The sequence below is a fragment of the Ruminococcus sp. 5_1_39BFAA genome, from assembly GCF_964240875.1.
Lineage (GTDB): Bacteria > Bacillota > Clostridia > Lachnospirales > Lachnospiraceae > Blautia_A.
Genome location: NZ_CAXSVO010000012.1, coordinates 32,578 through 54,265 on the forward strand (window position 1 = coordinate 32,578; position 21,688 = coordinate 54,265).

At 44.4% G+C, this 21,688-nt stretch carries 25 protein-coding genes; 18 read left to right on the plus strand and 7 right to left on the minus strand.

What is annotated here, in order from left to right:
* The first annotated feature begins 11 nt into the window (after positions 1 to 11).
* The 8 genes from ACESZH_RS13480 (at position 12) to ACESZH_RS13515 (ending at position 5,656) form a co-directional block, all read left to right on the plus strand.
* The gene (locus ACESZH_RS13480) at positions 12 to 830 is read left to right on the plus strand and encodes a hypothetical protein (protein ID WP_373217003.1); all 819 of its coding nucleotides are present in this window, start codon (positions 12 to 14) and stop codon (positions 828 to 830) included.
* Complete coding sequence (locus ACESZH_RS13485; RefSeq protein ID WP_373217005.1) at positions 820 to 1,548, plus strand: recombinase family protein; 729 nt, start codon at positions 820 to 822, stop codon at positions 1,546 to 1,548. The genes ACESZH_RS13480 and ACESZH_RS13485 overlap by 11 nt, the downstream gene beginning before the upstream one ends.
* 26 nt (positions 1,549 to 1,574) lie before the next feature.
* A complete protein-coding gene (locus ACESZH_RS13490) occupies positions 1,575 to 2,507 on the plus strand; it encodes a recombinase zinc beta ribbon domain-containing protein (RefSeq protein WP_373217007.1) in 933 nt (310 codons plus the stop codon).
* A gap of 134 nt (positions 2,508 to 2,641) precedes the next feature.
* Positions 2,642 to 2,884, plus strand: coding sequence for a hypothetical protein (locus ACESZH_RS13495; RefSeq protein ID WP_373217009.1), 243 nt, complete (start codon positions 2,642 to 2,644; stop codon positions 2,882 to 2,884).
* 70 nt (positions 2,885 to 2,954) lie between these two features.
* The gene (locus ACESZH_RS13500) at positions 2,955 to 3,848 is read left to right on the plus strand and encodes a LysR family transcriptional regulator (protein WP_373217011.1); all 894 of its coding nucleotides are present in this window, start codon (positions 2,955 to 2,957) and stop codon (positions 3,846 to 3,848) included.
* A 150-nt stretch (positions 3,849 to 3,998) separates the two neighbouring features.
* Positions 3,999 to 4,406, plus strand: a complete 408-nt coding sequence (locus tag ACESZH_RS13505; protein WP_373217012.1) for a cupin domain-containing protein — start codon at positions 3,999 to 4,001, stop codon at positions 4,404 to 4,406.
* A 101-nt stretch (positions 4,407 to 4,507) separates the two neighbouring features.
* Positions 4,508 to 5,083, plus strand: coding sequence for a chromate transporter (locus tag ACESZH_RS13510; RefSeq protein WP_373217013.1), 576 nt, complete (start codon positions 4,508 to 4,510; stop codon positions 5,081 to 5,083).
* Positions 5,084 to 5,656: a chromate transporter gene (locus tag ACESZH_RS13515; RefSeq protein WP_373217014.1), complete on the plus strand. Its 573-nt coding sequence runs from the start codon at positions 5,084 to 5,086 to the stop codon at positions 5,654 to 5,656.
* 124 nt (positions 5,657 to 5,780) lie between these two features.
* Here ACESZH_RS13515 and ACESZH_RS13520 read toward each other — a convergent pair whose 3' ends face one another.
* The 4 genes from ACESZH_RS13520 to ACESZH_RS13535 form a co-directional block, all read right to left on the minus strand.
* Complete coding sequence (locus ACESZH_RS13520; protein WP_373217015.1) at positions 5,781 to 6,359, minus strand: AAA family ATPase; 579 nt, start codon at positions 6,357 to 6,359, stop codon at positions 5,781 to 5,783.
* A gap of 14 nt (positions 6,360 to 6,373) precedes the next feature.
* Positions 6,374 to 7,783 carry an MATE family efflux transporter gene (locus tag ACESZH_RS13525; protein WP_373217017.1) on the minus strand — a complete coding sequence of 470 codons (1,410 nt, stop codon included), beginning with the start codon at positions 7,781 to 7,783 and terminating at the stop codon, positions 6,374 to 6,376.
* 457 nt (positions 7,784 to 8,240) lie between these two features.
* Positions 8,241 to 8,747, minus strand: coding sequence for a YcxB family protein (locus ACESZH_RS13530; RefSeq protein ID WP_373217019.1), 507 nt, complete (start codon positions 8,745 to 8,747; stop codon positions 8,241 to 8,243).
* Between the two features lie 126 nt (positions 8,748 to 8,873).
* The gene (locus ACESZH_RS13535) at positions 8,874 to 9,890 is read right to left on the minus strand and encodes a LacI family DNA-binding transcriptional regulator (protein ID WP_373217020.1); all 1,017 of its coding nucleotides are present in this window, start codon (positions 9,888 to 9,890) and stop codon (positions 8,874 to 8,876) included.
* 350 nt (positions 9,891 to 10,240) lie between these two features.
* Here ACESZH_RS13535 and ACESZH_RS13540 point away from each other — a divergent pair, with 350 nt between their 5' ends.
* The 8 genes from ACESZH_RS13540 to ACESZH_RS13575 all read left to right on the plus strand — a co-directional run bounded on the left by ACESZH_RS13540 (position 10,241) and on the right by ACESZH_RS13575 (position 18,653).
* Positions 10,241 to 11,179 (plus strand): ABC transporter permease, encoded by a 939-nt coding sequence (locus ACESZH_RS13540; protein ID WP_373217021.1) that lies wholly within the window; start codon positions 10,241 to 10,243, stop codon positions 11,177 to 11,179.
* A 10-nt stretch (positions 11,180 to 11,189) separates the two neighbouring features.
* Positions 11,190 to 12,098, plus strand: a complete 909-nt coding sequence (locus tag ACESZH_RS13545) for a carbohydrate ABC transporter permease (protein WP_373217023.1) — start codon at positions 11,190 to 11,192, stop codon at positions 12,096 to 12,098.
* A gap of 35 nt (positions 12,099 to 12,133) precedes the next feature.
* Entirely contained in the window at positions 12,134 to 13,795 is a 1,662-nt protein-coding gene (locus ACESZH_RS13550) for a sugar ABC transporter substrate-binding protein (RefSeq protein ID WP_373217172.1), read from the plus strand.
* Positions 13,796 to 13,868: 73 nt separating this feature from the next.
* The gene (locus ACESZH_RS13555) at positions 13,869 to 15,356 is read left to right on the plus strand and encodes a glycoside hydrolase family 32 protein (RefSeq protein WP_373217024.1); all 1,488 of its coding nucleotides are present in this window, start codon (positions 13,869 to 13,871) and stop codon (positions 15,354 to 15,356) included.
* Positions 15,357 to 15,561: 205 nt separating this feature from the next.
* The gene (locus ACESZH_RS13560) at positions 15,562 to 16,467 is read left to right on the plus strand and encodes a helix-turn-helix transcriptional regulator (protein ID WP_373217026.1); all 906 of its coding nucleotides are present in this window, start codon (positions 15,562 to 15,564) and stop codon (positions 16,465 to 16,467) included.
* A 24-nt stretch (positions 16,468 to 16,491) separates the two neighbouring features.
* Entirely contained in the window at positions 16,492 to 16,833 is a 342-nt protein-coding gene (locus ACESZH_RS13565; RefSeq protein WP_373217027.1) for a TfoX/Sxy family protein, read from the plus strand.
* 25 nt (positions 16,834 to 16,858) lie between these two features.
* On the plus strand, positions 16,859 to 17,491 hold the full coding sequence (locus ACESZH_RS13570) for a GyrI-like domain-containing protein (protein WP_373217029.1): 633 nt from the start codon (positions 16,859 to 16,861) through the stop codon (positions 17,489 to 17,491).
* A gap of 115 nt (positions 17,492 to 17,606) precedes the next feature.
* On the plus strand, positions 17,607 to 18,653 hold the full coding sequence (locus ACESZH_RS13575; RefSeq protein WP_373217031.1) for a LacI family DNA-binding transcriptional regulator: 1,047 nt from the start codon (positions 17,607 to 17,609) through the stop codon (positions 18,651 to 18,653).
* Here ACESZH_RS13575 and bsh read toward each other — a convergent pair.
* From bsh to azlC, 3 genes are all read right to left on the minus strand, one after another.
* Complete coding sequence (gene bsh, locus ACESZH_RS13580; protein WP_373217033.1) at positions 18,619 to 19,593, minus strand: choloylglycine hydrolase; 975 nt, start codon at positions 19,591 to 19,593, stop codon at positions 18,619 to 18,621. The genes ACESZH_RS13575 and bsh overlap by 35 nt on opposite strands.
* A gap of 116 nt (positions 19,594 to 19,709) precedes the next feature.
* Entirely contained in the window at positions 19,710 to 20,036 is a 327-nt protein-coding gene (locus tag ACESZH_RS13585; protein ID WP_373217035.1) for a branched-chain amino acid transporter permease, read from the minus strand.
* Positions 20,033 to 20,743, minus strand: coding sequence for an azaleucine resistance protein AzlC (azlC, locus tag ACESZH_RS13590; protein ID WP_373217037.1), 711 nt, complete (start codon positions 20,741 to 20,743; stop codon positions 20,033 to 20,035). The genes ACESZH_RS13585 and azlC overlap by 4 nt, the downstream gene beginning before the upstream one ends.
* A gap of 149 nt (positions 20,744 to 20,892) precedes the next feature.
* Between azlC and ACESZH_RS13595 the strand changes: the two genes are divergently transcribed.
* A complete protein-coding gene (locus ACESZH_RS13595) occupies positions 20,893 to 21,255 on the plus strand; it encodes a DUF1622 domain-containing protein (protein WP_373217039.1) in 363 nt (120 codons plus the stop codon).
* A gap of 4 nt (positions 21,256 to 21,259) precedes the next feature.
* Complete coding sequence (locus ACESZH_RS13600; protein WP_373217041.1) at positions 21,260 to 21,685, plus strand: acyl-CoA thioesterase; 426 nt, start codon at positions 21,260 to 21,262, stop codon at positions 21,683 to 21,685.
* The last annotated feature ends 3 nt before the right edge of the window (positions 21,686 to 21,688 follow it).

Consider the following 21,688-nt stretch of genomic DNA (forward strand, 5'->3'; position numbering starts at 1 on the left):
AGTTGAGCGGGATGCCGGAATTTAAAAGAGCGGTTATTGCTTCAAGCAGTGAAAAGTCAGATGTCGAAAAATTGGAAAGGAATTTAAAACAGCTTCGGAAAAAACTGCGTGGATTAGAAATGCAGAAAAGGAAGTTGGGAACGGAACTGGACAATTTAGATGTGTTTGACGAAGATTATGATAAAAGATACGAAAAAATCCAATCCGCCCTTGATGACAGCTATGATAAAGTAGATGAGGTTGAAAAAAAGATTTCGATAGTCGTTGGGAAAATTGAAGCGGTAAACAGAGGTGTCAGGGCAGCTGATAATATCGAAGCTATGCTTGACAATTTTGAAAAACTATATGAGAAGATGTCATGCGAAGAACGGAGGCAGATGTACCGGCTGTTTATTGAAAGGATAGAGGTATTTCCAGAAGAAAAAACAGATGGCAGAATACTGAAAAGCATTTCGTTTCGTTTTTCAATCTCATATGGGGAAGATGGTCTGATACCGGAAGGCAATACGGAAAGCGATATTCGTTTCACGTTGGATTGTACTAAAACCGAGCTGACTGCAGCGGAAGCGAAAGCAACCTATGCGGAGATCAAGAAATACATCAAAGACACTTATGGAGCGAACATACATACCCTTTATATTGCTCAAATAAAACGGAAATATGGTTTGGATATGGGGAAGAATTACAACCTGGCGGCAGATCCAAAGAAAAGAGTTCCCCAGTGTCCGAAGAATAAAGAAAAAATGCTGCTGGAAGCATTGAAGCATTTTAAAATGATAGATACCTCTGTGGAAATAATGGAAAGTGAGAATGTGAACGATGAAGGATAAGAAGAAAAAATGTTATTTATATATGCGGGTTTCTACCGCAATGCAGGTAGAGGGCTACAGCTTAGAGGCGCAAAAAGACCGTTTGACTAAGTATGCTGATTTTCAGCACATGGAGGTTGTCCGTGAATATTGCGATGCGGGAAAATCCGGTAAGAATATTACGGGGAGACCGGAATTTTCTCAAATGCTTCAGGATGTGGCGGATGATCGGGATGGGGTAGATTATATCCTTGTGTTTAAACTGTCAAGATTTGGCCGTAATGCAGCAGACGTTTTGAACTCATTACAATATATTCAGGATTTTGGTGTGAACCTGATCTGTGTTGAGGATGGAATTGATTCGTCTAAGGATTCGGAAAAGCTGACGATTACGGTACTCTCCGCTGTGGCTGAAATTGAAAGAGAAAATATTCTGGTTCAGACAATGGAGGGAAGAAAGCAAAAAGCCAGGGAAGGAAAATGGAATGGTGGTCTTGCACCATTTGGATATAGCATTGACAGCAAAGAGGATACTCTTGTTATTGAACCAGATGAGGCAGAGATCGTAAGAATCATATATGAAAAATATGTCAATGAAGATATGGGGATTGATACGATCTGCAATTATCTGAACCAGCACGGTTATGAAAAACGAAAGGGAAGGGATTTTGAGCTTAACTATTTTACCCGTGGACTTTTAGTGAATATTCTTGATAATCCCGTGTATACCGGAAAATAGCATATGGTAAAAGTAAAACACAAAAAGTGAAAGGGACCAGAGATCAGTATCATCGTGTCAAGGTGGACGGTTATCTTCTTGCAGACGGAAAACACGAGGCAATTATAAATGAGAACCTGTGGGAAGAAGCACAACAAAAGAGAAAAGAGAATGGTGTGAAATGGAATAAAACACATAGTCTGGAGCATGAGCATATTTTGTCTGGTATTATTAAGTGCCCACTTTGTGGCACGGGAATGGCGGGAACCGTCCGCCGCCGGAAAAACAAAAAGACCGGTGAATACAAAGATGATTTTTATTACAGATGTCTGCATCGGAAGAAAATGGATGAAGAACATTTTTGTAACTACAAATTTTCTTTGAACCAGAATGAGCTTAACCAGCAAGTAGAAGAAGTTATCCTCGATATGATAAATAATGAAAGTTTTGGAGAGTTTATTAAACATAGACTGGAACAGAAAATAGATGTCAGTGCTTTAGAGGAAGAAAGAGAACAGTTGAGGCAGCAGCTCCGTCAGCTGACAGGTGCGAAGAAGAAACTGATGGATATGCTTGACAAGCTGGATGTAAGTGATAAGCATTATGACCGGAAGTATCAGGATATGCAAGACCGTTTGGATACGCTTTATGATAAGATCAGTGATATAGAGGATATGATTACTGATATCAATGAAAAAATCCATAATGCGTATAGTGAGCATTTAACGGCAAAAGAAGTCTATAAAATCCTGGAACACTTTGATATAATATACTATAAAATGACAGACCTGGAGAAGAAGGAGTTTATCAAGGATTTTATTGAGAGCATAGAGTTATACCCGGATCGGAAAACGAACGAACGCATTATTCAGCAGATCAACTTCAAGTTTCCTGTTTATTATGATGGACAAGAGGGATATGAAATTCGGTTGCTCAACGAAAAGACAATCGAAACAATTTGTGAGCTTTCCCGTAAATAAGCGGGTTTTAAGGTATTAAGAAGACGAAAAATGTGGGCTTTGTCAACCGTTTGCCAACCTTATTTTAGGCTGGTTGACAAACCCGCTGCTTTTTCAAATATCTCAACACTTCTTTTCTTCATGGCGTCCGTATTATGAACGCAAGTATTCATTGTAATTCACAATTCGGCTGGCGTATCTATCCTGTCCCAGGTAAGACCAGTACATTCCGAAATACAGCGGTTGCTTTGGGATATCGTATGTATGCCAATATGCTGGAAAATGCGCTGGAGGTACAGGAGGCCGGGCTGGTCCTGGAACAGTCATTTGGTGAACATTTCCAGCCCTTAACCGGAGATAGTATGAGAATGATCCTGGTTGCCCGCAAGCCTCTTTGATCGAGAAAATACACCGGAGGATAGAATAACGGATAGATAAATCTTGAGGGCATTGATAAGAGAAAAAATTATGATTGAGACAAGATTATTACATTATTTTTTGACTGTTGCAAAGGAGCAGAACATTACAAATGCTGCGAAAATACTGCATATTACTCAGCCGACATTAAGCCGTCAGATGGCATTGTTGGAGGAGGAAATCGGCGTGAAACTGTTCCTTCGGGGCAGCAGGCCACTGACCCTGACAAATGAGGGGCTTCTGCTGCGGCGCAGAGCGGAGGAAATTCTTGAACTGGTAGAAAAGACGGAGGAGGAATTATCGGCGCAGGAGGAACAGATTGAAGGAACCATATCGATCGGATGCGGAGAGCTGGCGTCTGTAAAGCTTTTGACTGAGGCAATTGCTGATTTTCATGGAAAATATCCACGGGTTGTCTTTGATGTTTATACGGCCAATGCAGATCAGATCAAGAGCCGGATGGATGAGGGATTGACAGATATTGGACTTTTATTGGAGCCTGCGGAGACAGAGCGTTACGAATACATTCGTATGCCGATAAAGGAACGGTGGGCTGCGGTCATGCCGTCTGGTGTTCCTCTGGCAAAACGGGAGTATGTGACTGCTGAAGATTTAGCAGACATTCCGGTGATCATGCCAAGCAGACAAAAGGTACATAATGAGGTGGCAAACTGGTTTGGGAATTACTATGAGAAGCTGAAGATGACAGGAGTGAGTAATTTAAGCACAAATGCTGCCCTTCTGGTACGTGCCGGGGTTGGCTATGCCCTTATTGTTGAGGGGGCTCTGCCATTTCTGGAGTGTTCGGAAGTATGTATGTTGCCGCTGTATCCGGAATTAACTGCCACTTCTATTCTTGCATGGAAAAGGCAGCAGCCTTTTTCAGCGGCGACAGTGCGTTTTTTGGAGCACATGAAATGCTTTTTAGGCATGACAGAAGGATAGAAAACAGGTATTCGACATAATAAAAAATGAGTTATATAATGAGCATATCGGGAGGCTTCCGGTATGCTTTTTAAATGCAAGCATTGACGGGACTGATCTGGATAGGAATGAACCATAGCAATATGAGAAAAATAAACAGGAGGATTGAATATGAGCGAATTTAAAGATATTTTCCCGCGTGGAGGAGAGAATACAGCTTTTGCGAAATATTTTGTTGGACAGAGTTATCTGAATATGCTCTCTCTGGAGCAGGTAGTGATCGGCAATGTAACCTTTGAGCCGGGCTGCCGTAATAACTGGCACATTCATCATGCCAAAACCGGAGGAGGACAGATTCTTCTGGTTACCGCCGGACGCGGTTATTATCAGGAATGGGGAAAAGAGCCGCGCGAGCTGCATCCCGGTGATGTCGTGAATATACCTGCGGAGGTGAAGCATTGGCACGGAGCAGCGCCGGATAGCTGGTTTTCTCATCTTGCCATCGAGGTTCCGGGCGAGAAAACGGAAAATGAATGGTGTGAGCCTGTCTCGGATAGTGAATATGACAGACTGAAATAGGAATCTATGAGAAACATCAGATAAGAATAAAACGCAGGACAATGACAATAATATCCGTGATAAGTTTTTTTGAAAGGAAAAATAAACTCACGGAGGCAGTTATGGAAAAAGAGCACGATAAATTATGGACCTTGTTCAAATCCATGTTTGTATTAAGCGCCTGTACCTTTGGCGGAGGATTTGTGATCGTTTCCCTGATGAAAAAGAGGTATGTAGAAGAACTAAAGTGGCTTGAAGAAAATGAAATGCTTGATGTGACAGCCATTACACAGTCAGCTCCAGGGCCTCTCCCTGTAAATGCCTCTGTCATTATCGGCTATCGGATAGCCGGCGTTGTGGGCTCTCTGACCGCAATACTGGGAACCATACTTCCGCCGATGGTCATTATTTCCATTATTTCCCTGTTTTATGAACAGTTTCGCACCAATCCCTATATTGCCACGGCATTGCAGGTGATGCGGGCGGGGGTAGCTGCGGTTATCTTCGATGTGGTGATGAATCTGGCTGGAAATGTACTAAAAACAAAAAGACCTTTGTATATCGGGATGATGCTGGCAGCATTTATCGCAACGTATCTTTTGGATGTCAGTGCAATGCTTGTGATCCTGACATGTCTTGGAATCGGACTTGCAGACCTGGCGGTTACAATGAGAAAAAAGAAAGGTATGGCGGCGTAAATGTTATTATTGAAATTATTTTTTGCTTTTATTCAGGTTGGTTTATTTAGTGTAGGCGGGGGCTATGCAGCGATTCCACTGATCCAGGAGCAGATTGTAAACATTCATGGTCTGATGACTCTGGAGGAGTTTTCGGATCTGATCACAGTGGCAGAGATGACCCCAGGGCCGATTTCCATTAATTCGGCTACTTTCGTGGGAATGCGGATTGCGGGAATTCCCGGGGTATTGCTGTGCACGATCGGATGTATCATCCCGTCATTTTGTATATGTCTTACGCTTGCACATTTTTATTACAAATATCGTTCCGTTAGCGGCGTACAGGTAGTTCTTGGGGCTATGCGTCCTGCCGTTGTAGCGCTGATTGCTTCAGCAGGAGCATCCATTCTTATGCTGGGCTTGTTCCAGGCGGAAATATACGAAGCCTCTGTAGGCGATATACGGATCGTGGAATTGGGGATTTTTGCCGCAGCGCTGTTTTTGTTAAGAAGATTTAAGGCAAATGCCATAACCATCATCTTAGGCAGCGGGGTGGCAGGAACTATGATATATGGGTTGCTGGGAGCAATATAAAGAAAAAGCGCCCTTTCAGGTTTCAGAAGCATTTAGCGGTACAGCCGGCAGCCGGAATAGATACGTAAAATCGTATGGAGTTCCGATAGCTGCCGGCCCTTTTATGCTATAGAAAAGGAATGGTTTAATATAAATCCGTAAGGATTTCAACACATTTATCAATTCCAAGCGCTCCGCTGTTCAGACACAGATGGTAGTTTTGGGCGCGACCCCATTTCATATCCGTGTAGAAGCGGTGATAAGCAGCACGGCGTTTATCTTTTTCCTTCAGGCGGCGTTCAGGCGCTTCTTCTCTTTCGCCGTATTCCTTTACAATTCGATCTGCACGATACTCCATGCTGGCGTGAATAAATACGTTTAAGCAGTCTGCCTTGCCTTTTAAAATGAAGTCAGCGCATCTGCCTACGATGACACAGGAGCTTTTTTCCGCCAGTTCCAGGATGAGCTTTCGCTGGATCAGCCATAATTTATCCTGATTGGTGGGCCCCATAGCACGGTCGGACAGAATCGGAGAAAGCCATCCTCCGGCTGCCCCTTCCCCTTCTTCTTTGATATATTGTGCTGAAAATCCACTCTCTTTTGCGATTTTGTAGATCAGCTCGGCATCGTAGCAGGGAATCCCAAGCTTTTCTGCGGTTCTTCTGCCAATGGTGCGACCGCCGCTGCCGAATTCACGGCTGATGGTGATAATTCTGTTGCTCATTTCATATACCTCCTTTATCTTACAACACTGTGCTCAGTGCTGAGTTCTTTATAAGTTCTTTGGATAATAAAAGCTGCAAAAATAAATGTAAGGATATCGGCTGTTGGGAAAGAATACAGCAAACCATCCAATCCAAAGAAGATTGGAAGAATGATCGGAAGGAATACACCAAGGATAATTTCACGGGTAAGTGAGATCAGGGTGGATTCCACTGCCTTTCCCAAAGCCTGCAGGTAGATAAAGGTGCCCTTGTTTACGGTAGCAAGGATCATCATGCAAAGATAAATGCGGAAACTCTTGACTGCAAAATCCGTATAATATGCACTTTCGTTTGCTGCGCCAAAAATCCCGATCAACTGAGCAGGAAACAGCTCAACGATCAGAAGAGCAACCGCACCAACTGCCGCCTCCGCAGCAAGCAGATAAGTAAAAAGCGTCTTAGCCCTGTCTTTGCGTTTGGCACCAATGTTATAACCAACAACAGGGATACAGCCGGCTGCCAAACCGACGGAAATGGAAATGGCGATCTGGAAAAATTTCATAACAATGCCCAGGACTGCCAAAGGGATCTGGGCATATTCCGGCTGACCGAATACCGGATCCATAGCGCCGTATTTGGTACACATGTTTTGAACCGCTGCCATGGAGATGACAAGGGAGATCTGTGACAGGAAGCTGGTAATTCCAAGAACCAGAAAACTTTTCATCAGGTGCGGCCATAAGCCAAAGCTGCCTTTTTCCAGCTTAACAGCTTTCATATGGAACAAATACCAGACGGAGAGCGCAGCAGTAAGGATCTGGCCCATTACCGTTGCGATAGCAGCGCCCTTCATGCCCATTTTCATTGGAAAAATGAAAACAGGGTCAAGGATGATATTCGTGATGGCGCCTGCGACAGTTGCAAACATGGCAAATTTGGGACTGCCGTCAGAACGGATGATGGGATTCATTGCCTGACCGAACATATAGAACGGAATACCAAGGGAAATCCAGAAGAAGTATTCCTTTGCACAGGAATAAGTTTCCGGATTTACTTTTCCGCCAAAGAAGGTCAAAATCGTTTCCATAAATATCAGATAAATTGCAGTAAGTATGACACTGCTGATGATGCAGAGCAATATGGAATTTCCGATGCTCTTATGTGCATCCTCCTTTTTTCCTGCCCCAAGGCTGATGCTGACAAAAGCACAGCAGCCGTCACCGATCATTACGGCAATAGAGAGGGCGACAACGGTCAGGGGGAACACAACCGTGTTGGCAGCATTGCCGTAAGAGCCAAGATAATCCGCATTTGCGATGAAAATCTGATCTACAATGTTATACAATGCAGCGACCAGAAGAGAAATGATGCAGGGAATTGAGTATTTCCGCATCAATTTGCCTATTTTTTCTGTTTCCAGAAAAGAGTTGGATTTTGAATTCATTTTGTTTTACCTCCAATTGTTTTGTCTCCAATATTACAAAAAAAGTGTGCGGTCAGGATAGCTGGACTTATGCCTCCTGGCTGCACACTTCAAACTACAGATGTCTGCGTCTCCTCATCAGCGGCTTCAAAGGCTGACGCAGAACGTTTACAGTATTTCCACTCTTTTATAATATCACCTCCAACAAAAAATAAACGTGTAGCAAAGAACTGGGATTACGCAGTCACGCTACACGTTATATAAAAATGATACCCAAAATCATCAAAAATGTCAAGGCGCATTTTTTCACATTTTCCTATTGACTTCAAGTATACTTGTGTTATTTTGGTAAATAAAAAAGAAACTTTAAATAAAAAGCTTCGCGTAGCAGATCAGTTTCTATATGACCGCGATATAAACGAGGGTGATATGAGCCAAAAATGAGAGCGTCCGGCATCCTATATTGTTCGGTCATTTTTTAAAGAAGCAGCGTTTCTATGGAATGAAAATCACCTGTAACAAACCCGGCTTTGTCAAGCAGGATACATCTGTTATGCTGGCAGCTAAGGATATATAAATTTCTGGTCTGGTGGAAACCGATCACATCCTTATAGGAGATAACCGTTTCTTCACCTGTATTGGCAGCGACAGTCAGGTGGGTTTCATAAAATTTAATGGTTCTTTCCGGGACAGCACTTCCGACAGGCGTCATAGCCTTATATTTGCTGCGCATCCGGGTGCCGGGCAGCATAACAAACAGCCAGAAAAGCAGAGCTGCCAAAAATACAGACTCTCCCAGAAGAAAAAATACAGAGCCGCTCATATGAAACAGCCAGACGGCAGCAGCATAAAGTACAAGCAAAATCAATGCCAGCTTTTGAATTGTTTTTCTGTATGATTTACTTTCTGTAGTGTGCATGGCCTCCCGGAAAAGTGTACGGGTGATGCGGATATGGTTTTCGGCAATTGGAGTTGCAGGATACATGTCTTTTCCTTTCTGAAAAAAATTCCTTTGGTTAGTTTTATAGTCATTGCAATTAGCTGTCCATCATAAAGGTCTATAACAGTATCGTCATTGGTTTCATATGGGACAGAGCTGCCAATTCCCTTCTCATAACAGGGGACTCTTTCCTTCCTGAGATTCTTTTGTTGTGCCGCCATACGCATAGGAAACAGGCAGGCAGACCAGCGGAGGCTTGGTGCTCAAATTCTCCTGAAGCAGAAGTTCTACACACATTTCTGCAATCTCCTCTACAGGCTGTACAATGGTAGAACAGATATAATCGCCATCTCCGAAAGCCTGGAGACCGTCAAATCCAATTACCTGCACATCTTCAGGAACTCTCACATTCAGTTTTTTCAACATTTTTATTACGTCATAGGCCATACGGTCTGTAACGCAGAATAGACCGTCAAAATCAAGCTTTCCGTTGTGCATATGTTCTGTCAGATAAACTTCGAATTCATTGATAGAAGCGCCATCCTCCAGAATTTTTGAACTGTAATGCAGGTTTCTTGCCAGACAACCGTTTTCAAAGCCAGCCCGGCGTTTGTTGGGTTCGTTGGTGAGGGAAGAGCCTATTCGCAGAAACGCAACATTTTTACAACCCAGGTCTGCCAGCTTTTCCGCTGCAATCTGTCCGCCGGAAAAATTATCGGAGGCAACGCAGGGGATGTGAGCTCCCATGGAACGATCTATGGAAACAAAGGGAATGTTGTCTTCAATATGCAGATCAGGATTATAAGTCAGTCCGATGATTCCGTCTACTTTATTTTGCTGGACCATGGTAATGTACTCTTGCTCTGCACCATGGTCGTAATCGGTAGAGCAAAGCAGCATCCTGTATTTCCTCTTTAAAAGGGAATGGTTGATTTGGTATGCTAACTTGGCAAAATAGGGGTGAAATGTATTTGGTATGAGCAAAGCGACTGTGTAGGTTTTGCTCGCCTTCAGGCCCTGGGCATAGCTGTTGACATGATAATTCAGTTTCTTGATCGCCTCTTCCACGCGGATCCGATAGGACTCGCCTACGGGCTGACCGTTGATGACCTTAGATACGGTGCCCAGTGCGACACCAGCCTCAAAAGCAACGTCTTTCATTGTGGGAGCGGACTTTTTCTTTCTCATAATGAATACCTCTCTTTTATTTCATGAAAACTATTATAGTTCTTTTGAATGCGTTTGTAAAGTGATTTTTGATAAAATTTCATGAAACGTTACATGTAGATAAGATATACAAAAGTGCTATTTTTAAATTGTGAAAATCAAATAAAAATGTAATGATTTACAAAAAGTGAGCAAATAAATACTTGACGGGGAAATTAAAAGGTGCTATTTTTAGTGAAGCGATGAAATAACGTTTCATTGAAATCATGATGGAAAACGCTGGGGCAGGTGATCGTGGCCAGTCAACTGCTGAACCAAAACTGCCGGAGATATATCATTATTTTCGGCATGAAAAAGGAAGGAGAGATTACATGGGTAGGTTAAAAACAGCAGTCCAAAGAAAAAATACCGGAGAAAAGCCCGTATTAAAACGTATGCGGGCCTACTGGCAGTTGTATCTGATGCTTCTGATACCTGTTATACTGACGATTATCTACAAGTACATACCAATGTATGGTATTCAGATTGCATTCAGGGATTACAAATCTGTCCGCGGTATGTGGGAAAGCGAATGGGTAGGACTTAAATGGTTTATACGTTTCTTCAGCTCACCGAACTGTGTACGAATGATAAAAAATACAATATTGCTGAGCTTTTACAGCTTGCTTTGGAGCTTTCCAATCCCCATTATCCTGGCATTGCTGATAAATCAATTGAGGTTTAATAAGTTTAAAAGAACCATACAGACAGTTCTGTACGCGCCGCACTTTATTTCTGTTATGGTTGTATGCGGAATGCTTCGTATCTTTTTAAGCCCGTCAGGAGGTCTGATCAATCTGCTCGCAGGAACCAACATTGATTTTCTTTCGGAAGCTGCAGCTTTCAGAACCATTTATATCGCATCCGGTATCTGGCAGGATGCGGGCTGGGGGATCATCGTATATATGGCTACTCTGGCAAACATTGATACCTCTCATTATGAAGCAGCAAAAATAGATGGGGCATCCATGTTCCAGCGCATCCGGTTCATCGATTTGCCGGAGCTGGTACCGCAGATCGTGCTGATGCTGATTATGAGCGCAGGTAATCTTATGAATGTAGGTTTCGAAAAGGTATTCCTGATGCAGACGGACTTGAACAAGGCAACCAGTGATGTGATCGCGGTGTACGTTTACCAGCAGGGTATTGAACATGCAAAATACAGTTATTCAACGGCAGTCGGGCTGTTTAATACCGTAGTCAATGTTATCCTGCTGATCGTTGTGAACAAGATAACCAGTAAACTTTCTGAAGATGTAAGCTTTGTATAGGAGGTGCGGTATGGGAAAGAAAAAACAGGCAGGACAACTGCGGGGCTTATCAGATAAAGCCAGCGATATCGTTCTGGTAGCGATTTGCCTTATTGTTGCGCTTTTAGTAGCATATCCGCTTTATTATGTGCTGATTGCTTCCGTTTCCAATCCATATGATGTGTATGCGGGAAAGACATTTCTGTTACCGAGTGAATTCACTCTGGATGGCTATAAGGCGGTGTTTGCGGACAGCAGCATTATTACCGGTTATCTGAACAGCATAAAGTATACCGTAGTCGGAACTATTTTTTCGGTCGTGATGGTGTATTTGACCGCTTATCCGCTGAGTATTAAGGATTTGCCGGGAAGAAAATTCCTTAGTATTTTCTTCATTATTACCATGTATTTCGGCGGAGGGCTGATACCTACATATTTGATCGTCAGAGATACCGGTTTGATCGACAGCATGTGGGCGTTGGTCATTCCCGGAGGAGTTGCAGTGGGAAATATGATTATTGTACGTAATTTCTTTGAACACAGTATTCCGAAAGAAATGGTGGAAGCGGCTGAAATAGACGGAGCTTCCAAATGGACTACATTTATCAAAATCATTGTTCCTCTGAGTCGTTCTATTATGGCAGTTATGGTTGTATTCAGTATGGTTGCTTACTGGAACGACTGGTTTACCGCGTTGATCTATCTGCCGGGACAGGAAAATGCTCCGCTGCCGTTGGTACTTAGAAATATTCTGATCAAGAGTTCAGCAAGTGCAAGTCAGGCAAGTATGATTTCCGGAGGCTATGCCGAGCTGAATAAGCTGACAGAGATGATCAAGTTTTCATCTATTATCGTAGCGGCAGCACCGATGCTTGTGATTTATCCGTTTGTGCAGAAATATTTTGAAAAAGGCTTCATGGCAGGTGCGGTAAAAGGCTGATGAGATTCAGAGAGAAGGAGATGAGAAGAGTGAAGATGTGGAAAAGAGTAGTTTCATGTATATTAGCGGCCGGTCTTATGATTTCTGTAACTGCATGCGGTAAACAGGAGCAATATATTATGGAACCGGGTGTTGCAAATACAGATACATCTCAGACAGAATTTACAGTTATGGGCGCGATCAGTGCATTGAGTAAAGGCTATGACAATAACGAAGTTCTGAATCAGATGCAGGAAAAAGCCGGTATAAAAATTGACTGGAATGTTATGAGCGATTCCCTGAGTGAGCAGGTAAATATCCGTATCGCGGGAAGACAGCTTCCGGATGCTTTTCTTGCGGTGGGCTTTAGTAACTATGATATTACCACCTACGGAAGTGACGGTGCTTTTATTGATCTGACACCGTATCTGACGGAAGAGTATATGCCGAATCTGACAAAGATCCTGGAAGAAAATCCGGATATCAGAAGTGCTATTACCATGAGCGACGGATGTATTTACGGACTTCCGGCAGGAGAAAAAATGGGAACAGCAGGTATCGGGGCAGAAGAGGACTACAGTATTTATACGATTCCACAGTTCAGCATGATCAATAAGGCGTGGCTGGATGAACTGGGACTGGAAGTTCCGACGACTCTTGATGAACTGCACGAAGCTCTTGTGGCATTCCAGGAAAATGACATGAGCGCTGCCTATTATGGAAATGATAAGGGAAGTACAATTCCCATGAGCACAGGTTTTGATCAGTGGTGCTGGGGACAGAATATTTTTTATGCAGGCTTCGGATTTACCAACTGGCCCAATGATGTGATCAATGACCTGGTGCTGAATCCGGACGGAAAGGTTGAATTTATCTGTGCTTCTGATAAATACCGTGAAGCGCTGACTTATTTCCATGACTGGTATGAGGAAGGGCTGATGGATGTGGAAATGTTCAGTCAGAGTGATACCCAGTTGATTTCCAAGTGTTCTCAGGGATATGTAGGCGTATCGACATGGTGGTATATTGAGGAACTGATGGGAGAGTATGCAGACGATTATGTATTTCTTCCGATTTTGGATGGACCTGATGGAACACATAATGTAACAGTGCGTACCGGCGGTGCTACCAACAGCGGTAACTTAAGTATTACCAGTGCATGCAAAAGCCCGGCAAATCTGCTGAAATTCTTTGACCAGTGGTATGCGCCTGAAAATGTAATGCAGCTTCAGTACGGTCCGATTGGTACATATTTTGTGGACCAGGATGAAAATGGAGTATGGAACAGTATTTCCGATGATGAAGCAAAAGAAAAATTCGGGAAGACAGCCGGGGAATTAAAGGGTGAATATGAGGTATATGGTCCAAAGCTGATCCTCAGCGACTATTACAGCACCACATTTAAAATGGAAGACCGTGCGATTGAACGTCTGACAGATTTGAACGATTTCTGGATGCCATATGTGGACAGTATGGTTACGTATCCTGTGGATTGCGTATACACGGAGGACGAGCTGGATATCATTGACCGCTATAAAACAGATTTTGAAAATACCGTATCGGAACAGGAAGGACTTTGGCTGAAGGAAGGCGGCCCCACAGATGCCCAGTGGGAGAGCTATATTACAAAGCTGAAAGAAAAGTGCGGTATGGAAGAATTGCTGAATGTTTATCAAGGGGCGTATGACCGTTATATGGAGGCGAAAGCGTCCGAATAACCAGAGCTTTTTCAGGCACATCATCTGAAACGGTGTGCCTGAACCAAAATAATAAATTGTAGGAGATTTCTATATGACAAGTCAGACACTGCGCGAAGCACGAAAATATGAAGAGGCTTCTGAAAAATTGATTCAAGAAGAGGAACGGCCGAATTTTCATTTATCTGCACGGACAGGCTGGATGAATGATCCCAATGGTTTTTCATACTATAAAGGAAAATATCACATGTTTTACCAATATCATCCGTATGAGTCTAAATGGGGCCCCATGCACTGGGGTCATGCGGTGAGCGAGGACCTTTTATATTGGGAATATCTTCCGGCAGCACTGGCACCGGATGAGTTTTATGACAGAGATGGGTGCTTTTCTGGAAGTGCAATTACATTGCCGGATGGCAGACATCTTCTGATGTATACCGGAGTGGTGAAGGAGCATCAGGGGGACGATATGATTCGGGAAGTCCAGACACAATGCCTTGCTGTTGGAGATGGTGTGGATTATAAAAAGTATGAAAAAAATCCTGTGCTTGGTGTGAAAAATCTGCCGGAGGGATGCAGCAGGTTTGACTTTCGTGATCCAAAGATGTGGCAGAAGGAAGACGGAACCTATTGCTGTGTGGTAGGAAACCGTCCTGCAGACGGAAGCGGTCAGATTCTGCTCTTTAACAGCCCGGATGGATTTCAATGGAATTTCAGAAAAATATTAATCTCCAACAGAAACCGTTTTGGAAAGATGTGGGAATGCCCGGACTTCTTTCAACTGGATGGAAAATGGGTGCTCCTTACCAGCCCTCAGGATATGCTGCCCCAGGGCTTTGAGTATCATAATGGAAACGGAACGCTCTGCCTGATCGGAGCATTTGACGAGAAAACGGATACTTTTACAGAAGAGTATGATCAGTCTATTGACTATGGCATAGATTTTTATGCGCCTCAAACGGTACTTGCTCCGGATGGACGGAGAATCATGATTGGCTGGATGCAGAACTGGGATGCCTGCAACCTTCGGTCACCGGAAGAACCATGGTTTGGACAAATGAGTATTCCGCGGGAATTGTCCGTAAAAAACAACAGACTGTATCAGAGGCCAATCCGGGAGCTGGAAGAAATGCGATGCAAAAAAGTAGCCTTCCAGAATATTACATTTACCGGAACGATTAGCCTGGATGGCGTTAAGGGAAGAATGATTGACATGGAAATCAGGCTACATCCGGAAGAGGGACAGGAGCTTTACCAGAAGTTTGCAGTGCGCTTCGCACAGGATGAGCAGTATTATACAGCACTTAGCTTCCGCCCCAGGGAGTCTATCCTGAAAGTGGACAGAAAGTTTTCCGGATCAAGAAGAGCGATCATTCATCAGCGGCGCAGTCTTGTAAACAGCAGCAACGGAGAACTGAAGCTGAGGTTGATTCTGGACCGCTTCAGCGTGGAAGTATTTGTGAATGACGGAGAGCAGGTTATGAGCGCGACTATGTACACTCATCAGGAGGCGGATGAAATTTCGTTCTTTGTAGACGGAAGTGTCTGTATGGATGTAATAAAATACGATCTGATGCAGTAGGTTTTTAAGTCGGATGGCTTGTCAAAATAGAAAATTGCATATTTCAGTTTTTAGTGACCGGGCAGTAGTGAAAGCATATTGCCCGGCATTTTTTATTTCAAAGGAAAGTACTCCACTTTGTTTTAAACGGAAGCTTGGAAAATTTTGCAAATATGACATACAGTTGTCCTGTTTATGGTGTTATACTGTTTCCAAAGGAGGGCATATGAAGATCGATCGACTGATAGGGATTTTATCCATTTTGCTGCAGAAGGACATGGTAACAGCATCCTTCCTGGCAGAGAAGTTTGAGGTTTCCAGAAGGACCATTAACCGGGACATTGAGGATCTGTGCAAAGCCGGGATTCCGGTGGTGACCAGGCAGGGGACACACGGCGGGATTTCCATTATGGAAAATTATAAGGTGGACAGGACTGTTTTTACAACGTCAGAGATGCAGGATATTCTGGCTGGGCTCAGAAGCCTGGACAGTGTGAACGGGACAAACCGTTACGGACAGCTTATGGAGAAGCTGTCAGCAGGCTCCTCTGATTTTATGGCAGGTGACCAGAGCATACTGATCAATCTGTCTTCCTGGTATAAGGCTTCCCTTGCACCGAAAATCCAGATCATACGGGATGCCATTGAGAACAGGAGAATGCTGGGATTTTTTTATTTTTCTCCAAAAGGGGAATCAAGAAGGGCAATCGAGCCGTATTATCTGATCTTTCAATGGTCGAACTGGTATGTATGGGGATGGTGTGACAGGCGGAAGGATTTCCGGCTGTTTAAGCTGAACCGGATGGAGGAGCTGCAGCTTCATGAGAAGTGTTTCGAAAAGCGCCAGGTGCCTATGCCGGATCTGAGCAATGAAAAGATTTTTCCCGGCGGCATTCAGGTGAAGGCGGTCTTTGAGGCGGAATGCAAATGGAGGCTGGTGGAGGAATTCGGAAGGAACTGCTTTGAGGAGCTGGAGGATGGAAGGCTTCTGTTCCATGCAGATTATACGGATAAAGAAAACCTGCTCACCTGGCTTTTGACCTTTGGGGAGCGCGCGCGTTTGCTGGAACCGGAGGAACTGAGAGCAGAAATAAAAGAAATCATCGAAAAGATGGGGAAAAACTATAGCTGAAAAAAGAAAGGGAGGTGCTGTGCGATGGCAAGCAGACCGGAATTTGTACAATACATTGCTGACCAGCTTTCTGGGGCTGGAAACATTACTTACCGGAAGATGTTTGGGGAGTATGGAATGTACTGTGACGGAAAAATATTTGCGCTGATCTGTGATGACCAGTTTTTCGTGAAAATTACAGAAGCAGGGAAAGAACTGGCACCAGATTTAAAACTGGTTACGCCTTACGAAGGGGCGAAGCCGTATTTTTTGATAGAAGATGTTGACAACAGGGAGTTTCTTACAGAATTTGTTGCAGCAACCTGCAAAGAGCTGCCCATGCCAAAGCCTAAGAAGCCAAAGAAGGGGCTGAAGACAAAAAAGTAAAAATATGGAAGGAGCGTTTGTTTCAATGGCATTTGATTATAAGAAGGAATATAAGGAATTTTATCTGCCGCCAAAACAGCCGGGAATCATTGAGATTCCGGAAATGAATTACGTAGCTGTCCGGGGAAAGGGCGATCCAAATGAGCCTGAGGGTGAGTACAAAAAGGCAATGAATTTACTTTACGGCATTGCATTTACCATTAAAATGAGCTATAAAGGGTCACACAAAATTGACGGATATTTCTCCTATGTAGTACCGCCGTTGGAAGGACTCTGGTGGCAGGAGGGTGTGGAAGGAGTGGATTACTCCCACAAAGAAAATTTCCAGTGGATTTCGATGATCCGTCTGCCGGATTTCGTGAAAAAGGAGGACTTTGACTGGGCGGTAAGGGAAGCTTCCGAGAAAAAGAAAACCGATTTTTCCAAAGCAGAATTTTTCACCTACCAGGATGGAAAATGTGTTCAGTGTATGCACATAGGAAGCTATGACCAGGAACCGGAAACGATCCGGCGGATGAATGAATTTGCCGCAAAAGAAGGGTATGCTGTGGATTTTTCGGAGACAAGATTGCACCATGAGATCTACCTCAGTGATCCAAGACGGACAAAAGAAGAAAAACTGCGGACTGTGATCCGGCATCCGTTAAAGCTCTTATAATACGAAATATACAAAATAATGCGGATATTTTTGTAAGTAGTTACGCGTTTAACCTTTGAAAAAGCTGCTGTCTTTTATTATACTTCTGTTATACGGGATAAAGGAGACAAGAGCTGTGAAAAACGAGAGGATCCGAATCGCAGATATTGCAGAAGAATTAGGCTTAAGCACCGCAACGGTGTCCAATGTGATCCATGGAAAGACAAACAAGGTGTCAGAGGAGACCGTGCGCCGTGTGCAGGAACTGCTGGAAAAACGAGCGTACATTCCCAGCATGGCAGGTATCCTGCTGGCTCAGAATAATTCCCGGATCATTGGCATTGTGGTGAATGATCATGAGAAATACGAAGGGCGCGTTTTGGAGGATGGATTCATTTCAGCAGCCATCAATGCCCTGTCCAGGGAAATCGACCGGGCAGGGTATTTTATGATGGTTAAGACAACGGCAGAATGGAATGAGATCGTCCGCTTTGCCTCCATGTGGAATATGGAGGGGCTGGTCATTATGGGCTTTTGCGAACAGGATTACAAAAAGCTGCGGGAATCCATGCACATCCCGTTTGTGGTGTATGACGGATATTTTCAGGAAACCCACGGAATCTGTAATCTGATTCTGGATAACTATGACGGCGGATACCAGGTGGGAAAGTATCTGAGGGATATGGGGCATGACAGGGTTCTGTGTATTTCCGATAATTTTATCTGCGTGGATTCTGAACGAATGGATGGATGTGCCGATGGAATGGGGACGGGCACTGTCAGCTTTATGGAAATTCCTTTTAAAAAAGAAGAGCGGATGGGCTTCTATCGGGAAAAGGTAACAGAAATCCTGGAGTATACCGCAGTATTTGCAGTATCTGATTTTTATGCGATTGAGCTCATCAATTTTTTGCAGGAGCAGGGCGTCAGGATTCCGGAGGATATTTCGGTAGTAGGTTTTGATGACAGTCCTCTGTGCCATTACTGCAATCCTGCGCTTACCACTGTGAAGCAGGATGTGGTATTGCGGGCAGAGAATGCCGTCGCCATGCTTCTGAAGCTGAAAACAGGACAGCAGGAGAGCGGAACGATAAAACTGCCGGTCACGCTAGTGAAAAGAAAAAGTGTCTGCCGGAATTGTCAGCAGCCTAGTTCTGCCGCCGGATCTGCTCGTCCTGAATAAGCGGGTACCGTATGAGACCGGCAGACTCCAGATTTTCCCTGTGCATATCCACGGCAGTGATCTGGTGATTGCCGTAGGTCGTGTAGTAATAAATTCCTTTGTCCGTGTTGCAGCAGGAAGTGTAGAGCGTGGTTTCAAACCTTCCGTCACCAGCCTCACAGCACCCTCTTGTCTGGTCTACAGAGCCAAGAATGTGGAAAAACTGGCTGACGCTTTCCACTTCGGAATCGCCGGAAACCGAGTTCATTTTCGTAAAGGCAGCCCTCACAAAACGGGACTGGGAGGACAAGTCACCCGGAAGACCTAATGCGCCCATGCCAAGGCAGTATGTGTGCAAGGGAAGAGCGGTGGAAAACTGATTTTGGGGAGTCTTGGGAGACAGGTTCATATAATTATTCAGATGAAACATCTGCTGCTCAAAAGGCGGATTGTTTGTCAGAACACCTACCGGGTTATCATATACCTTAAGACCCTCCCGGACTGCCTCCACTGTGATTGCTTCCTCCCGGTCCGCGATGATCCAGTGGAGCTGGGCCAGGGGCATTTCTTTGCTGAAGGGAGTGTTGATCAGGTTTAGATTTTTTAGAAGAACTTTCGCCTCTTTTACCGATTCGCACTGTGAGAGAATCCAGGGAATAAATTCAAATTGTGGGATATTGTCCTTATTGTGCGTTTTTTCATTGTAACAGGCATTTCCAGGGAAATTCAGTCCCGCCATTCCAAGACCTTTTTCATTCACTGCATCATAATAAAGCGGATAATCCGCTGCAATATATGCCATACCTATGATGGCGTAGTGTTTGTCTATTGTTTCCCTATGGCGAAAGGAAAGAGGATAATTACGGGGAGTTACCGTAACCTCTTCCCCATAAGAAAAATCATAATCCAGCGTTCTGCCGAAATAAAAGTCCTTTGTTTTGTAAGTGGCTGCTGTACACATAATGATCCCTCCGTAAAAATTGGATTTGTATAGCTCATTATACTCTATGCCGGCGGGCTTGGAAAGGCCCTGTAAAAATATGACGGAGATATACACAGCCGGAAAGAATGGGAAGTTTAAAATACAAGCTGTACAAGGAGCATGTAGAAAACAGTCCCTCCAGCAATGGACAAAAGCATTTGCCGTTTCCATAGATGGAAAAGGATCACAACTGCAATGGCGGCAAGCTCTGGGATTGCATGGCTTCCGGTAAAAATGCTTACATTTTTCAGACAGTAGATGACCAGAAGGCCAAATACAGCCGGAGGCAGCGCCTTACCCAGGTATTGTATGTATTTTGGGGTGGGCTTTCCAGCAGGAAAAAGCAAAAAGGGCAGAAAGCGGGTCAGCATGGTTCCCAGCACTACCATACTGATGGTGATCAGTTGTTGGGTCAGTGTCACGGCGTTTCACCTCCTTTTTCCAGCGGTGCCCGAAGCAGGGTGAGCACTGCGAGGATGGCGAGCATGGAGGGGATGAGAAAGTTATCCGCGCCAAAAGCGATCAGGCAGAGCAGGGAAATCCCAAGCCCGGCGAGAGAGCTGGTGTGCCGTTCTTCTTTTAACCATTGCTCCATGAAAATTACCACAAACATGGCGGTCATGACGAAATCCAGCCCCTCTGTATTAAAATGGATGAGGGAGCCGAAAATGCCGCCCAGGGTTGCACCGAAGAACCAGTAAAAATGGTTCAGAAGGGTAACAAAGGTCATAAACCAGCCTTTGTCCACATCATCCGGGATCAGTGCGGTATAATTGATGGAAAAGCTTTCGTCGCACATACCGAAGATCAGATATATTTTTTTCAATCCCAGACCACGGAATTTGTCCAGCATGGATATGCCGTAAAATAAATGTCTGGCATTGATCATCAGTGTCATGGCAAGGGCCTGGATGGGATTAAAGGCTCCCAGCAGCAGGTTTACGGCTATGAATTCCGCAGAACCGGCAAAAATGGTCAGGCTCATCAGCATGGGATACCAGAAGGAGAAGCCGGACACATTCATGTAAATGCCGTAGGTCATTCCTAAAAACCAGAACCCGGCAAAAATAGGAATGGTATAGGGGAAAGCACAGCGGAAGGCTTTGATCAGTGTTTGTTTTTGGTTCATTTCTTTTTTCCTCTCAAAAGTGTTACGCGTCAAGTTTAGCATTGTATTCCCGCATTTTCAAGAGCAAAAGGGCTAGACTAAAATTTTTCATTATGGTATGCTTGATAGAACGGGGCTGATTCCAGGAGGCGTCAAAACCGCAGATTTACATGAGAGAGAGGGAAGAACGAATGCTGACACATATAGAGCAGACCCTGGAGTTTATACTGGAAAATATTGCAAGCATTGCCATTATTTTGTTTGAGTTTATCGGTGTTTGTATTATTATCTGGAGCGGTATCACCGGATTTTTGAAATGGCTGAGGCATGCCGGGGACACAGGCGTATATCTGGCAAGGGGACTTGCTATGGGACTGGAGTTTAAAATGGGAAGCGAGATCCTTCGAACGGTAATCGTCCGGGAGTGGCAGGAAATCGGAATTGTAGCCGGTATCATTGCGCTCCGTGCTGCATTGACGTTCCTGCTCCACTGGGAGATCAAAGAAGAAGAACGAACTGAGAAAAAGGAGTGAGGAAATGCAGAAGATTGTACCATGGAAGCACAAGGTGCAGTATTACGAAACGGACCAGATGAAGATCGTCCATCATTCCAACTATATCCGCTGGTTTGAGGAGGCAAGGGTGAGTATGCTGGAGCAGATCGGCGCAGGCTACGATACCTTTGAAAAAGAAGGGATCATCAGTCCGGTACTGACTGTGGAAAGCGAGTACAGGCAGATGGTACGCTTTGGGGAAACGGTGGAAATCCGGGTGAAGGTAGAAGCCTTTAATGGTGTCCGGCTGATCCTTGCATACGAGGTAGTACGGGAGTCCGATGGTATTTTGTGCTGCACAGGGCGCACCAGCCATTGCTTCTTAGACAGCCAGGGCAAGCCGCTGTCCTTGAAGCGCAGTAAACCGGAGTTTTATCTGGCCATCAGCAGCCTGCCTGTAGAAGAATAGCGG

What these genes read in the sequence shown, in the direction of transcription:
- ACESZH_RS13480 (WP_373217003.1), top strand. Translation starts at nt 12, where the DNA reads ATGCCGGAATTTAAAAGAGCGGTTATTGCTTCAAGCAGTGAAAAGTCA.
- ACESZH_RS13485 (WP_373217005.1), top strand. Translation starts at nt 820, where the DNA reads ATGAAGGATAAGAAGAAAAAATGTTATTTATATATGCGGGTTTCTACC.
- ACESZH_RS13495 (WP_373217009.1), top strand. Translation starts at nt 2,642, where the DNA reads ATGAACGCAAGTATTCATTGTAATTCACAATTCGGCTGGCGTATCTAT.
- ACESZH_RS13500 (WP_373217011.1), top strand. Translation starts at nt 2,955, where the DNA reads ATGATTGAGACAAGATTATTACATTATTTTTTGACTGTTGCAAAGGAG.
- ACESZH_RS13505 (WP_373217012.1), top strand. Translation starts at nt 3,999, where the DNA reads ATGAGCGAATTTAAAGATATTTTCCCGCGTGGAGGAGAGAATACAGCT.
- ACESZH_RS13510 (WP_373217013.1), top strand. Translation starts at nt 4,508, where the DNA reads ATGGAAAAAGAGCACGATAAATTATGGACCTTGTTCAAATCCATGTTT.
- ACESZH_RS13515 (WP_373217014.1), top strand. Translation starts at nt 5,084, where the DNA reads ATGTTATTATTGAAATTATTTTTTGCTTTTATTCAGGTTGGTTTATTT.
- ACESZH_RS13520 (WP_373217015.1), bottom strand. Translation starts at nt 6,359, where the DNA reads ATGAGCAACAGAATTATCACCATCAGCCGTGAATTCGGCAGCGGCGGT.
- ACESZH_RS13525 (WP_373217017.1), bottom strand. Translation starts at nt 7,783, where the DNA reads ATGAATTCAAAATCCAACTCTTTTCTGGAAACAGAAAAAATAGGCAAA.
- ACESZH_RS13530 (WP_373217019.1), bottom strand. Translation starts at nt 8,747, where the DNA reads ATGTATCCTGCAACTCCAATTGCCGAAAACCATATCCGCATCACCCGT.
- ACESZH_RS13535 (WP_373217020.1), bottom strand. Translation starts at nt 9,890, where the DNA reads ATGAGAAAGAAAAAGTCCGCTCCCACAATGAAAGACGTTGCTTTTGAG.
- ACESZH_RS13540 (WP_373217021.1), top strand. Translation starts at nt 10,241, where the DNA reads ATGGGTAGGTTAAAAACAGCAGTCCAAAGAAAAAATACCGGAGAAAAG.
- ACESZH_RS13545 (WP_373217023.1), top strand. Translation starts at nt 11,190, where the DNA reads ATGGGAAAGAAAAAACAGGCAGGACAACTGCGGGGCTTATCAGATAAA.
- ACESZH_RS13550 (WP_373217172.1), top strand. Translation starts at nt 12,134, where the DNA reads ATGTGGAAAAGAGTAGTTTCATGTATATTAGCGGCCGGTCTTATGATT.
- ACESZH_RS13555 (WP_373217024.1), top strand. Translation starts at nt 13,869, where the DNA reads ATGACAAGTCAGACACTGCGCGAAGCACGAAAATATGAAGAGGCTTCT.
- ACESZH_RS13560 (WP_373217026.1), top strand. Translation starts at nt 15,562, where the DNA reads ATGAAGATCGATCGACTGATAGGGATTTTATCCATTTTGCTGCAGAAG.
- ACESZH_RS13565 (WP_373217027.1), top strand. Translation starts at nt 16,492, where the DNA reads ATGGCAAGCAGACCGGAATTTGTACAATACATTGCTGACCAGCTTTCT.
- ACESZH_RS13570 (WP_373217029.1), top strand. Translation starts at nt 16,859, where the DNA reads ATGGCATTTGATTATAAGAAGGAATATAAGGAATTTTATCTGCCGCCA.
- bsh (WP_373217033.1), bottom strand. Translation starts at nt 19,593, where the DNA reads ATGTGTACAGCAGCCACTTACAAAACAAAGGACTTTTATTTCGGCAGA.
- azlC (WP_373217037.1), bottom strand. Translation starts at nt 20,743, where the DNA reads ATGAACCAAAAACAAACACTGATCAAAGCCTTCCGCTGTGCTTTCCCC.
- ACESZH_RS13595 (WP_373217039.1), top strand. Translation starts at nt 20,893, where the DNA reads ATGAGAGAGAGGGAAGAACGAATGCTGACACATATAGAGCAGACCCTG.
- ACESZH_RS13600 (WP_373217041.1), top strand. Translation starts at nt 21,260, where the DNA reads ATGCAGAAGATTGTACCATGGAAGCACAAGGTGCAGTATTACGAAACG.